The organism is Pseudocitrobacter vendiensis (assembly GCF_943590815.1).
Lineage (GTDB): Bacteria > Pseudomonadota > Gammaproteobacteria > Enterobacterales > Enterobacteriaceae > Pseudocitrobacter > Pseudocitrobacter vendiensis.
Window position 1 is genome coordinate 85685 of sequence record NZ_CALSBS010000013.1, and the last position, 14215, is coordinate 99899.

General features: G+C 42.6%; 12 protein-coding genes. 4 read left to right on the top strand and 8 right to left on the bottom strand.

All coding sequences use genetic code 11. From position 1 onward, the window contains the following. Positions 1 to 118 precede the first annotated feature (118 nt). The 6 genes from rsp to parM form a co-directional block, all read right to left on the bottom strand. On the bottom strand, positions 119 to 4417 hold the full coding sequence (rsp, locus tag NMC31_RS14780) for an IncHI-type conjugal transfer protein RSP (protein WP_040113304.1): 4299 nt from the start codon (positions 4415 to 4417) through the stop codon (positions 119 to 121). Positions 4418 to 4538: 121 nt separating this feature from the next. Beyond that, positions 4539 to 5096, bottom strand: a complete 558-nt coding sequence (locus tag NMC31_RS14785) for a hypothetical protein (protein WP_022652167.1) — start codon at positions 5094 to 5096, stop codon at positions 4539 to 4541. 2 nt (positions 5097 to 5098) lie between these two features. Next, a complete protein-coding gene (locus NMC31_RS14790; RefSeq protein WP_022652166.1) occupies positions 5099 to 5533 on the bottom strand; it encodes a hypothetical protein in 435 nt (144 codons plus the stop codon). Then, positions 5523 to 5975, bottom strand: a complete 453-nt coding sequence (locus tag NMC31_RS14795) for a hypothetical protein (RefSeq protein WP_015063118.1) — start codon at positions 5973 to 5975, stop codon at positions 5523 to 5525. Before NMC31_RS14795 ends, NMC31_RS14790 begins: the two co-directional genes overlap by 11 nt. Before the next feature lie 564 nt (positions 5976 to 6539). Next, entirely contained in the window at positions 6540 to 7217 is a 678-nt protein-coding gene (locus NMC31_RS14800; protein ID WP_015063117.1) for a hypothetical protein, read from the bottom strand. Positions 7218 to 7243: 26 nt separating this feature from the next. Continuing rightward, a complete protein-coding gene (parM, locus tag NMC31_RS14805; RefSeq protein WP_015063116.1) occupies positions 7244 to 8278 on the bottom strand; it encodes a plasmid segregation protein ParM domain-containing protein in 1035 nt (344 codons plus the stop codon). 372 nt (positions 8279 to 8650) lie between these two features. Between parM and NMC31_RS14810 the strand changes: the two genes are divergently transcribed. The 4 genes from NMC31_RS14810 to NMC31_RS14825 are packed head-to-tail and all read left to right on the top strand — an operon-like array spanning position 8651 to position 11340. Then, complete coding sequence (locus NMC31_RS14810) at positions 8651 to 9598, top strand: metallophosphoesterase (RefSeq protein WP_015063115.1); 948 nt, start codon at positions 8651 to 8653, stop codon at positions 9596 to 9598. After that, a complete protein-coding gene (locus tag NMC31_RS14815; RefSeq protein WP_015063114.1) occupies positions 9598 to 10437 on the top strand; it encodes a hypothetical protein in 840 nt (279 codons plus the stop codon). Before NMC31_RS14810 ends, NMC31_RS14815 begins: the two co-directional genes overlap by 1 nt. Next, on the top strand, positions 10430 to 10951 hold the full coding sequence (locus tag NMC31_RS14820) for a hypothetical protein (RefSeq protein WP_015063113.1): 522 nt from the start codon (positions 10430 to 10432) through the stop codon (positions 10949 to 10951). Before NMC31_RS14815 ends, NMC31_RS14820 begins: the two co-directional genes overlap by 8 nt. Beyond that, positions 10948 to 11340, top strand: coding sequence for a hypothetical protein (locus tag NMC31_RS14825; protein ID WP_022652165.1), 393 nt, complete (start codon positions 10948 to 10950; stop codon positions 11338 to 11340). Before NMC31_RS14820 ends, NMC31_RS14825 begins: the two co-directional genes overlap by 4 nt. Before the next feature lie 185 nt (positions 11341 to 11525). Here NMC31_RS14825 and NMC31_RS14830 read toward each other — a convergent pair whose 3' ends face one another. Then, a complete protein-coding gene (locus tag NMC31_RS14830) occupies positions 11526 to 12530 on the bottom strand; it encodes a ParB family protein (RefSeq protein ID WP_022652164.1) in 1005 nt (334 codons plus the stop codon). After that, positions 12527 to 13780, bottom strand: a complete 1254-nt coding sequence (locus NMC31_RS14835; protein ID WP_015063110.1) for a ParA family protein — start codon at positions 13778 to 13780, stop codon at positions 12527 to 12529. Before NMC31_RS14835 ends, NMC31_RS14830 begins: the two co-directional genes overlap by 4 nt. Positions 13781 to 14215 lie beyond the last annotated feature (435 nt).

A 14215-nucleotide genomic window follows, 5' to 3' on the forward strand; every position in this document is an offset into this window, starting at 1 on the left:
TGAGACTTGTATCACCGTTCATGCAAAGTAACTTTTCCGACGAAATCAATTCAAAAGACCAAAGACAAAAAGCCGGGACATTACTGTCCCGGCTTCTATTTCAGTACATAAATTTGTCTTACTGCGATGTACCAGTTGTTTCTACAGCCTTTGATTTTTCCTCATCTGGGCCATATACGACCGTGCGCTGTGTTGCTGAATCTCCACTATCATCATATGCGACTACACGGATATCTTGCTTCCCACGATTAAGATTTTTCGATAGTGTCGCAGTGCTGCCAAAAACATTCCTTAGTTCATCATTGATATACCATTCATAACGAACCAGTTTGCCATCAGTATCGACACATTTATTTGTGAAACTCCAGCTCATATTGGATTCTGTATGGCTTAGCACACATTGCGGAGCGGCGTTTTTTACAACATCAAAATCTACTGATGCTGTACCACGCTGTCCCATTTTACTGACAACATCCAGCGTGATTTCATATTTTTTCTCAGTAAGACCGGGAATTCCCTGAGCCCAATAGTTTTTACTACCCTGGACAACCTCTCCATTTACTTTATACGTCACCGTATCAATACTGTCAGCAGAGTGCGCCAGTTTAATATTAGATCTTAGTGTGACATCAAGAGGAGCCCTCATGAACTTATTAGAGAATTTTGGGGTCATTTCAACAGTCATCGGAGTTTGCTCATCGACGACGAAGGTATTTTCAATACGCTGTTCGTTATTACGGTTATCGCGGAAAACGATCATCAACGTATATTTACCCGGCTTCGCAATTGCAAACTCTTTCGTATCTCCTTCATCTTTTGAAATGGAGATATTTTCCTTATCGTAGATCCACTCCCGTGAATAAGTTACTCCCGGATAGTCACCGTCTTTTATTCCGGTCAGGGCGACGTGTAAGGTCGACGGGGCCATAGTGTATTTTAGCTTCGTACTGACTTTCATTTCAGGGAACTTATACACCCAGGACTTAATCGATACTTTCCGCGTGGAAATGGTACTTTCCTTGCTGTCAGCGAGCCATGCACTGTATGTAAATGCCGCATAGCCTTGCTTATCCAGCATCTCCTCTGTCAGCGTCATCGACAACTTAGGCCCTCTGATTTTCTGTCCGTCAGGGGCAGTCCATTCTTCAATGACGTCATTTCCGTTCTGGTACCGACTGTTCGGGTTGGAGTATTTACCATCTAAAGTAACTTTACTTCCCACCTCTACCTTTGAAATGCTGCTCACTGAAACGGAAAGGCGCTTGGGTTTAGCGACCGTTAACCGCGCAGACGTCTCTTTCCAGGAGGACTCTTCAGCCAGGTCGTCTGAATCCAGATAGCGCATCCGGGCGTAGATAGTTGGCGGAAGCTTCTCAGCGGCAGTCACGGTATAGGTAGTGTCACCCGCGACCCAATTAATTTTATCTTCCGACCACATTACTTCAGCCGTACCCTGCGGAATCGGCTCATCATTATCCAGCAACGAGACTGGTAAATCATCGCCTTCAAGAATTTCCGCAACATCAATACTTAGCTTAGGCTGTTTGTACGTTACAACTGTCAGCACGTCGCTATAAGACACTTTTGACGTAAACTTGTTGGTCATCTTGGCCCTGTAGAGCCACTTACCGACGTCAGTTTTTCTGATTGAAATACTTCTCTTCCCAGTCATGTCCGAAAGCATCGTCCATGTCTGCCCATTGTCTGACGACTCCTGCCACTCGGTAGGAGCAAGCGCATCAGAGTTAGCTGTGCTGGCCGATTTGAAGTTCACAAGCGTACTGAGCGGGATACGGCCGATAATCAGGCTCTTTGAGAGATTACCCTCCAGCTCTTCACCCTTATACACACGTATGCCGACCGCACTTGTTTCCCGGGTCAATTCAAAATCAGCGAAAGGCGAACGGACTTTAGCTATCCCGACAAGACGCATGTTCCCAAGGTCCATATTCTCGATTTTGATTTTTGTTTCGACTACCCCGGCATCATTCACCGGCAATGCCTCGGTTAATGGGGTACGTTCATACGTCGTTTTAAAACGGCCTGTTTCTGGATCTTTACCATAGATACTTTTCTGAGCGTAAATGGTTACATCCCAGTCACCCATTGTCGTCCGGCTAAATGAGCTTTTGCGAGTTGAATTGTTATAGCGCCCAACTGACACCTTCAACGGTAATTCCATTGTAGTAGCCGTCTTTTTGTCTTCGACTTCCATCGTAGCCCGAATGCTGAAGTCGGGGACCGTATACACGTTAAGTGTATCGGCGGTCCGCATTGTCGGGTCCTTCGAGTACTCTACAGCAATGTCGAATACATTTTTCGTCCACAGTGGGGCTGCGGCTACTTTCAGACGCTGAACGAATGTAGTTGCATCGTTGTTTGATGAACGGTTTTTAAACGTCGTTTTTGTGTTCTCACCCCCGTTTTGCGAAACATAGACTGTCACATCAGCAGGTACCACTTTTGCCAAGAGGCGAGCAGCTTCCCCACCTGTCGTGTACGCTAGTGCAGTGTTAGGGTTGATCCCAGTTACCAACTTATTTTTCTTGTAAGTAAGGATTGGGTTATATGGCAGTTGAGTTGTCAATACGCGGCGGTATTTGGCCGACACAGCTTTAGAGCCTCTACCGTTTATCATATAGACTTGGTAATCGAGCAGGTTTTCGCCAGTTTTATTGAAGAACCCCGTAAGTCCTGGCGTCCTGCCTTTAAAGTAAAATTCAAGCCCGTCCGGTACATTGTTCCACTGAGGGTAACAGGCAGTGATATCAGATTTGCCGCCATACCACTCAAGATAAGCCTGCGCGTTCTCTTCCGTAGTAAAGAGAGTGCATTTATCACCGGCTGTCTGACTCATCAGATCGGTATATTGCCGAACGCGAGAATACAAGGTGACGTCTTTTTCTAAGTTTTTAAGCGCAAACCCTGTCGGTTGATACGTGAAAGTGGTATTGAATGTCACAATCTTGCCATACAGGTTTTCCGCCACGACTGTGATTTCGTGGTCAGCATTCACATCTAGATCATCCCCCACCGGCAGATAATAAATGCCTTTGTAGTTCGTTGGGGTGAGTTCAACAACTTTGTTATCGATAGTAACGGCTTTAATATCCGCAACCCCGGCCTGCCCCTGGAATGCGGCAACAATAATTTCATTTAAGAAATAAACAGGTGCTCGTTTTGCCAGCGCTGCCCCATCCTTAAGTACCATGAGTGTGGGGTTATCAGAAAGCATCAGTTTGCTTTCGGGCTCATTGTACGTAGACGTATTCTTGCTAGTATTCTCTATAGTGAACGTGGCGGCATAAGAGCCATTCGTCAGGTCTGTTAAGTCAAAGATATACAGATACTCATCGCCGACCTTCTGGGGTCCGCTCACGGGCTGGAGGGTACGCCGTATCGGTGTTACCCAGGATTGCTTAAAGTCGATAACCGTACCGTCATCCAAAGTTACTTTTGTTGTCGGCTTGAAAACCCCGTCCGGCACCATCGTCAGCGTCATAGCTGTTGGTAGCCACCACTCGCCTTCAGTCTCTTCCTGGGGCACTTTGACGGCTACAGCTACCGTTTTAGCGCCGGTATAGATTTGCTGACCGCCAATACTGATAGTTTTAGCTTCATCAGTGAAATTCCAGAGAGTATGGTCAACAACAGGAGGACGGTAGTCCCAGGTCAGCGTAAGCTTTTGCGCTTCAGGAGGGGCAAAGTAATTATTTTTCGAATTAGCGGTGACAGTTATTTCCCGTGAACCTATCAATAAATCCGAATCACTTACTTTAATACTTCCTACATCGATCGTGCAACTGGTCCCACCAATAGGGACTTCACAGGCAGAACCCGATCCGATAGAAATATATTGCACAAAATTGCGGGGTTCTACTGAGACGGCAAAACTCCTGATCACTTCATCCTTAATATAAGATTTAAGTGTGTAACCCTCTTGAACCAGCCCATTCATAGACGACTTTAGGCCGGTGATCGTCGGTTTAACCGGTACGAGAGCATTAACTGTATACTCCCCTTTCACTACTTCTACTTTTTGCCTTTCTGTACCGGAAAAATAGGAAATTTTGTAAGGGAGTTTTAGGTCTCCTGAGCTGTTTGGAATCCCGGTTAACGTGAACCCGTTAGCAGTAAATCCAGAGCTATTTGGAAGCCACTCAAAGAAGCAGACAAGATTATCCACCGTTGATGTCGCACGATCATCAACCGTCACATTACATGCGGTTCCAGAGCCTGAGGCAGTAATTATATTATTGTTTACGAATGCAACAAAATCGCCCGGGCCGGGATTAAACGTGACGGCAGGCATATCAGCCTGGAGTTTTCCGGAAATCATAATTGCCTCGGCATGTACCGACTTAATCGAGGCAATTAAAGAAAACAACAGGGTTAAACATAAACCTGATTTTCTCATGACGAACACCTGTTTTTTTTACGCAGAATTAAAATTACTCTACGATAAAAAAATCTGAAATCTTGTTCGTTAAGAGGAAAAAAAAATATTAATTTTTTGCTAAAAATTGAAGATTTTTAACTCACTGACAGCTTTTCGACTCCGAAAGGCGCAGAGCAGTTATTATCGATTCTGAGGATACCCATGGCATCTTAAGCGTCAAGAATCCAAGCAAAAAAAGTCCTGTTGAAACACAATCCATTTGCGTTACGGGAAGATTATAATTTATGGGTTTAAATGAACCCCTTTCGACCGGAACAATGCCTGACGTGACTAACAAGCCCCCACGGTCATTTGGGCCGATAGTGATATTTTTGTAAGCCTGGTGTGTGCGATGCGTGGTTTTTCTCTTTTCAATTTTAAGTGTAGGTTTAATTCTCAGGAAGACAGAAGCCAGCGCCATGGCTTCGTTTTGGGATAGTTTCATGAGAATACTTCCCTCTGAATTCCACCCATATTCTCTATTGTCAGCCGGAGGGGCGAATTGGAGAGTAAGGTAATATTTTTCAGCCTCGCTTATGAAGGCTGAATTATCAGCAGACCGACTTATGTCGACGTTCACTTCAAATGCCATCGCCACTGACTGGCTGAAGACCCTAGCCCGTAGAGCCTTCGTTCCAATAGCTTCCAGTTCTTTCATTGCTATGCTCTCTTCTTAAAGAACCATATACCGGAGATGACTTCATTATCCTGGATGCGTATCAAATCCGAAATAACAAAACCACCTTTTCCTTCCGAAATTATCATGGTGTAAGAGCTCGTATGCACAAGCCGAGCATTTTTGATTGGTAACCCAGCACACTTAACAGAAATTTCATCAGGCGAAACTTTTTCAACAAAAGTAACTTTTGATGCAACACCATTGATATGTATGTTTCCGTTATCTGCAATTTTAACGTTTAACGAAGGTGTGGATTCTTTATCACAGGGTTGGAAAACAGACGTGGCTTTAAGAACTTTGCCAGTAAAATCGTACAAGTCGGGCTCCGCCGGTCTTGCGTTGAAAAGCGAGTAAGCCCCCGCAATTGTTAAACCGAGCACTACAAGAGGTAATAGTTTCTTGTAATTAACTTTCATCCTCCAGTTCCTCTCCAATCAGGTGTAAAGCACTCACGCACATAAGCCTAAGCTGATACAGCAAATTGTCGGCGGTGATACCACCAACAAATGTCACTGTACGGCGTATCGATACACCACCAGGCTCGCATTGAATATGGCCAATACCCGCATCGCGAAGAAAATCATTCTCGGCGCTTACGAGGTCTGCTTCCGCAGGTGGAATGACCACTTCGATGAGTATTGTATCAATTGGAGCCCATTCCCAGTCGTACTTAAGGGAGGAAATTGGAGCGATAGAAACATGAAATTCATCAATATTAAAAATTACAGGTTTTTTGCCCGTTGATTCAGGCTGAATGAAGGGATTCTCGACCAGGACAACTGGGAATTCAGAAATAGACAGAACTTCGATTAACTGATCTCGACGTAAACCATGTATTAGTGAGTTGCGTGATAACATTCAGTCAGCCTTCATTATAATAATCAAACAGTTACACATGATGCCGTTAGTTTCTTTACGCTCATCCAGATTGCACGGCAGAAACTCTTAGGATCATAGGGTGCTAGGGTAACAAAAAAACCTAACTTGACCAGTAAAGCATAGAGATTTTTTACATAAAATAATAAATAAGTACCAATTTTAGTAAGATATTTCTTACTTCAACCAATACTTTAGGACAAATCTGTACCCGTTTTAACACCTGTTCTTAAATCGTGCAAACGAACAACCATAAACAGGAGCTAAACCACCTTTTTTTTAGTAGTATACATAACTAAAATTAGGTTTCATAAAACAAACTGGTTAGACCTGAAACAACCAAAGAGGTTCATAATGAGTTTTTGAGTTGGATCTATAATTCTACGAAATTATTTAACTTGCTATGCAGCATTGAGTGTTCCATTAACTACATGTAACCGGTTCACCATCCAACCTCATCTACTAATAATATACCAACAAAAAAGCCAGCTGGTAAGCTGACTTTTTTGAGAGATTACAAATTTTAATCAATTGATACTTCTATATTTACTTTGCAAGATTTGCGAGGTTTGCATTTGCCCTTTTCTTCTGCTTTGTTGTCACACCCTGCACTTGCGCTTGTTCACTGAGCGCCATGGTTTCGGTTTGAGCTAAGTTAACGTCCGGAGAACCATGATTAGTTTTTAGAACTGAATCATTCTGATTTGCGATCGCAACAGGCGGCAAGGTCTCTACAGTCACAGGCATGGAGTTTTTGGCCAGTTCTGTAGACATTAATTCCAACCGCTGTTCCTTTGCTGTCTCAGGCTTTACTGCATCACTGACATCAGTTTGACAATTAGTTGAAAATACAGCAGCAGGATTCTTGCAATTATTAATCTTTAAAATTAAATCGTTGAATTTCGAATCAAGCATAAGACTTATTTGTTCTTTCAACTGTTCATTACTTAAATCACTCTTTTTAAATTCATCATTAAAAAACCGATTTAGATCAGCAGCCGTTAATCTCTCATTCAGTCCATTAATAAAACTTGATAGCTCGGGGAAGAGGTTATTTAGCACTAACCCCGTAGTGATTGCAGACCTTATTATGGAAAGCTGTTCGCCACGATGTGTTAAGTCACTTTTTTTTAGAAAATTATAGGCATACGGAGATTGCCTTTCCGATAACCAAAACGCGCTAATCTGGATGCGATCGTTTTCCTTCTCAGTTTTTTTTGTCATACCCCCCCCCCTTTACAAAACCATCATCACGCAAAAACAGTATCTGCAATAGCCAGTGAGAGAGCGAATTGCGGATTATCTACCATGATGATTTTCGATTTATCAAAATGTTCACGCACTGCCGGTTCAATCAGGTAAGAACCCCCACCGACTAGGAATACATTGTGCGGACGTTCTTCCACCTGAGTGACTGCTTTGATCACTTTTTCTTGAAGTTGCGCTACGGCACTATTTACGGCTTGGAAGACACCATCAAGATCATCGGAAGAAACCTTTAGTGAGGCTTTGTTATCACGATTGTCGACCAAGTGTTGAATATACGCGTAGCTTGCGTTCAGCTTTGAAGAATCCAGATAACGACGGACTTCATCATATACGATAGAACAACCAATACGGTCAAAACCCTTGACTCGGGAGATCTGTTCCAGCTGACCAGTAATGCTTGCTACATCAAGTGTTGTCCCACCTAAATCGATAACCAGGCTTGATTCAAAAGATTCAATTAACTCAATTTCATCTGCACGAGTTACCGCCGGAAGTGACTCAGGAAACACGGTAACTGAAACAACATTAAATGAAACACGCTTACCATCAATATAACGTTCAACCGGCTTCATCAGGTTGTCTTTTTTCCGTTGGATGTTTTCGTCATTGGTTTCACCCAAAGCGGTATAAAACTGACTAAGTGGCAATGTTACATAGAGATGAACATCCTGCGGCTCTAAACCAGAGGAATGAAGAGCATGGTGAACATTCAGACGACTGATCTCATCGTACTGATGCGCAACGTCGGTAGTTTCAAGGGCATTACTAGATTCACTGTGATGAGAGAATCGTTGAAGGCCATCAATAAGGTAATTAAACGGAATAAGCCCGTCATGGCTTACCCGGAAATCTGCAACGAAACTATTTTGAGTCAATAAGGGAACAAGGTCACCTTGATTGTTAACACAAACCAGTTTTGCCGCTTTACTACCATCATCAATAACAACTTTAAGTGTCTCTAATTCAGTAGAGTTTGATTCAGCTACAGCCAGTTTTGTTTTTACTAATTCAGTCATGCAGAACCCCTCGAATTGGTTTAATTAACCCACCACTTTTGATATGGGATTTATACACTAATGGTTGCTTTAGGTCAACAAAAACGAGGCAAGAAACACACGTAAGTTATTGTTAAAAAAGAATCCTTCGTTTTTAAAAATTGTCTTGCTCTACTTTATGTACACTTGATAAAAACACACATAAATGACGTTTTCTTCAGCTTTACGACACTAAAAAATCCTATCCAAAGACGGCACTTAAAAGTCTCTCTGTGCGGATACTACAGATGAATTCAACTTCTATTTTGCCTAAGCGCAGAAATTAGCCCTCTTAACGAAAATATTGCCGACACTCATCCGGTATTATTACTGTACTTTCTAGAAGAGGCATTTATGGCATCTGAGCACGTCCAGACAATTGACCTGACTAATTATTCCGGAAGGGTTTTCTTTCTGGCAGACCCCCATGGACATTATTCGACGCTTTGTAATCTTATCCATTCGATATCGAGCCCAGATGAGGAACTAATCATTTTCCCTACCGGGAATCTCTTTGATTATGGTCCTGAGCCCATGGAGTTAATGACAGCGATAAACACTGGTATTTTTGATGGACGTTCTGTGCGAGTGTTCTCAGCAGCCGGGGCTGGTGAAGAGATGATGAAGAAGCTCTTACCCACAAATAATGATCGTAGGACTTATTACCCAAGCACATTTCTTAACGAACGGTGGTGTGCAAGAGGCGGACGTTGGCATAAACAAATTAACCGCAGTTATCTTGAAGAGGAGATCAGCAAACTGCTCTCCACCCAGCTGGCCACGGTGATGAAGGTGCTTTTTAAAGGAAATATTACTATCGGTGTTTGTCCATCCGACTACACGGACATACGACAGGGTTTCGACAATACCTATAACGCTCTCCTCGCGTTTAATCAGGCAAACGTGAATATCTTTCAGAGTCAGTTTCTTTTTGGTATGGATCACGCAGTCAGCCCAATGAATATTAGCGATGTCAACCTCGTTGTACTGGGTCGGAATCCGGTCAATAGCATCAGAAAGGCTCATGGGTTACCTTTGACTAACTTACCTGTACTCGTCGGCAACTGTCTCCATATCAATACTGGCTCGCTGTTCATGTCAGCAATTAGCGATCCAGCACTACTAGCCCCAGGTATACCTCGTACTACAGTTCCGGCAATAACGCTGGTCGAGTTGATACTGGCCTCAACACCAACCCTAATTTGCCACCAAATGATCCTTAATAAGAACGGCATTTACACACAAAACACAACACCACTTGACCTGGATTTAAAAGATAACAACATAGAGGCTGCTTTATAATGCAGAAATTAAAACTGATAATTTTACCGGTGCTGGCATTTGTGTGGCCATCAATCAATGCAACCGCATCGACTAAAACACCAATGCCTACTTCTCAGCAGTCAGTTGCTAAATCTGAGGCTAACTATGAATTTATTTCTATTTCTGCAAAATATGTCGACGGTATGTGGCTTGTTAATGGTCAACAAAGACCTGTAATTAAAACAAGCATGACTAAGCGTAACTATCTCCAGATCGCAAATCAGTCAACACTTACGCCTTTGAACCTTGTGATACCCAAAATTGCATTTGACGTTATAGCCAAAAATGGCGTTTTGTTATCAAATATTGTATCCCTGGATGAAGATGCAGCCGGTAAAAAAATTCTATGGTTAGAGCCGGGTTCCAGCCTGACAATCTCTTTCGTCAATGACCTATCCAGTACCCCATTACAGGCGATAGTGTCCGTAAGTAAATTGAATAAAAGCGTTATTGCGATTTTTGGACCAGACCAGGGTAAAAAATTCACCCTCCCCCAAACTTCAAAATCACAGGATTTTTCAAAGGAGTATGACCCTTCACCAGAAGTCGCACTACGTCTCAATGTGCCCAAAAAAATTCACTCTTCCGTCACAATCCCAGATGTCGCGACTGCATCATTACCGTCCTCACATACCTACGAGATTATAGCGACTGATAAACTCAGGTCTTTTATGTTTTCAGAGTTTGTTTGGGTTGGTAAACGTAACAGCTTCCTCGTTGGTTCTAATTATTTCTCCAAAAATTTGACGGTTTACCCAGGTGAAGAATTCGATATCAGCACCATACAGAAAACGATTATGAGGGCTAGTAATGATTAAAGCAGCCGGAGTGATTTTTATCTGTCTTTTGACTGGCTGTCAGTCGGTTGGAAGCAAAATTGCAGACCTCCCCTCAGTAGGTTTCGACCCTGTGATGAGCAACAAAAGTGAATCCTATACCGACGGAAAAGTTACTTTTCTGATTGAGAGTTCAGGCACTGATGTCTGGCTGCTCGCCAAGAATGGTACCAAGGAATTTATTGAGTTATCGGATCTAAATCTAGCCGGAAGCCGTTGCACCTATTCATCGCGTGGGAAACTGTTATTAACACCTGGTTCAGTTTCATTGTTTACTGTTCCGACTGTTGGTTTACTCGGCCTTTGCTACGACAACACTGACCAATTAACGTTTATTAATAACGCATTTACCAAAATTTCACAAAAGTCGAGTGATGGACCCACATTGCCATTGTTGTTCAGTATTAGATATGAATTTCCCGGCTCGGGTGAAACAAACACAACGCTAGTTACGCAATCATTAAGTCTTGCATTTTTGGAACAGGAGCAATCATGAAATCTATATTGGCCGTCATCTGTATTTGCTGCTGCGAGGTGGCTTTTGCTTATCCTTATCGCATCTACACAGCACCTGATGGTGCCATTGTGAAAAATATACTGACCAATGAAGTGATCGGTAGGACACCGGTTGAAGTTGATGTCAGTAATACTGAAGCAGGCTCCACGTTCGGGATATCTATGTATCGGCATGAGAATGTTGCAATAAAAATATTCACAGTAATGCCAAGCGCGGAAAATAACTTTACTGTTTCAGGTCCCGACGTTGCAACAATGTCTTTACCAGGTAAAGCCCCTTTAAACGTAATTAATGACAGTAATGCAGCAGCAGTTCACATAGATCTCAGGCCTTTTCTTTCTGAACCTGTACATCAACCCATTCAATAGTTAATTTAGGTCCCTGTCATGGGGACCTGCAATCTCATTTATAAGGATATTTGTTCTAAAGATCATGCAGTTACACGCATCTAGAATGATTAAGGCTTTACAGTATTGATAATGGAGGGAATGAAATTAAGGTCAACATAGTAATAAATCCGCATCCTTGCGATGCGGATTAATGCAAAATTTAATTATTCTTTTTCTTTCAACTTCGATTTTATAAACTCCTCAATTTCTGCGATCAATTCGCTATTAATTCTATTAAATTCAAACCTAATTTTTCTTCCAGACGCATTTTTGCTAATCCTTGCATATTTATCTTTATTATCAAACACGGCTAATTCACGAGTTTCCCACCCCTTGCTAGGAGGTTTTATGTCAAGCTGTTCAACTACTGTAGTAATTTTATCTATTACTGTCTTCTGTGCTTCGGAAATATCGGTTACATCCAAGCTCCTTATTTCCTCCCGAACATTATCTACAACTTCCTCAAGAGAGAATAAATTCTTTTCGACGTACTTCTGTAGTCGGGATAAGCGATTGTAATACGAGTTAGGAATACCTTCATAGTCAGGAAAGAGAGCAATAAGAGAATTATCTATCTTCGCCGCCTGGATACGCTTAGAAACAGATACATGGCTGATTCCGAGATAATTAGCAAGCTCTTCATTAGTTGCAAATCCAAGGTCTTTCATTTTCTGTAAATACTGGAATCCAACTTCACGGTAAGAAAATCTCCGTGATGTCTGTGCTGCTGTAATGATGGAATTAATATCTTCCGGGGATAATTCATCCGGCAACACCCATAGTGGCAAATCCTTCGCAGATTGAATACAACAGAAACGCCTACGACTGCCCTCTATAAGCAGATACACCCCATTTCGTTTGACAGCAACGCCTTCTGTATCAACACCACGTACCTTAATTTGTTCCAGGATATCTCGAACTGCATTTACAGTGAGAGCTTCCTGGTTTCGTGGGTTCATAGGGTGTACTGCGGTTTCCAGTTCCACCTTCTCAGCCGGTACAATGATGTGTTCAGCTTCCAGCTTACGTCCATTATGTAAAGCAAACAGCTTCCTCAGTCGAGGCTGTGATTTCAGGCCTGGAAGCCCGGAGCGATGGCTGACTTCAGTACGCTTAGGTGCATTAATATAACGGGATTTGTCATTCCCGATATGCTGCTCATCACTCATGCGTTACTCCTTTCTTTCACAGAAAAACTCTTAATCTCATTTATAAATTGCTGGTAGACCGCCATTACAGATTCTTCAGCCACATCAAGCTGCTTAGGTGAGCAAAGCTCTTCAGACTTTTTAATATCCAATACGGTTCTGCCCCTTGATGCTGCGGCTTTAAACGCTTCGGAATTTTTAATATTTGCAGACATAAAGAGTTCCTGCACTGTTCTTACCAGTTTATCCAGAACAATTTTTTCATATGGACTCTTATCGTCTACGTTAACAGCCAGCACTTTGAACCACCTCAGATTTTCGCCCTTGCTCGGCGATTGTTTGAAACGCTCGCTGATGGTCAACATGAAATCAGTTGTGGAAGCATAATCGTATTCACGAGGTGATACGGCAACAAGAATGCCATCAGCGGCTTCATCAGCTGCCCAAGTGATTGGCGAATCCTCTGGTGGAGTATCGATGATAATCAGGCCGTATTTTTTCTTCAAAACAGGCAGAATAACTTCTTTGAATCGAAGTAATAGCTCTGTTCGTTCTTCTCTGGAACACTGCCAGTATTTATCTTTAAATCGCGCATCTGTAGGAAATGCTGTAATAACATCAAGATTCGGTAGGTGTGTCGAAAAAGGCATACTCTCAATGATTTCTTCTTCCGAATACCCTAAATCAAGGTATTTTTTGTAATCTGAGTCCTCTTCATAAACCCCTAAGATGGCGTCAATAGCAGTGAGGAAAACATCATCTTCCGCTACACTTTGTATCATCCCGCTACCAATTGAGCCTTGTGGGTCCCATTCGATCAAAAGTGTCCTTGCGTTTAGATGCATATCAAGCGCTGCGGCTACAGCAAGAGCCCCTGAAGTTGTACTCTTACCCGTGCCGCCCTTATGGTTCTGCGTTACGATTGCACGGCTATGGTAATAGTCGCTGTACCGAGGACAGCCCAGAGCATCCATGATTTTTTGGACGTCCCACCTGGTATAGAGATGGTTTTTGTTCTGAAAGATAGGAGCACCAACCAGACCTCTATCTTCAAGATCGGCAAGGATTTTATTAAAGGTGACGCGTGACTTGCCAAAAAAATCTGACAGATTTTTTTTATTCAAACAATGGTTATAGATGAGGCGATCTACACCTTCAACACTATCATCCGAGACCGAAACCCTTGAAGAGACCAATAATGACTCCTTCAGGGAAATCTGCTCGCTCTTCATTCGTTGACCGACAAGGGCGATCTTATCAATTAGATTCATTCTCTTCCGATCCCTTTTAACCTAAATAATGAAATTAAACGCATATATGTACACTTTACGCATAATGCGTACATTCGTGCCTTATGCGTTTAATTGTAACCGTAATTCTAACTATACGCTAACGTTCTGTTTCTTTTTCGTCGATTATGGGATATCAGCCTCATCGGTTTACTTTGTTATGTGTAAAAAGAGAGTTATAAGGAATGACTTTCAACATTGGCGATAGCAAACTACCGACTTAACAAGAGTCAGCTATGTGGCAACTAACGTCAATTCCCCTGTATTCAAAAGCATCTCTTTTTGGGCTGGCGATTAACGGGGTTAAATGTTCCGGCACTCAAACAGCATCCCGCCCTGGGCTGGCGATTAAGGGGGTTAAATGTTCCGACACCCGGACAGCGTCCCTCCCTTGGCTGGCGATTAAGGGGGTTAAAT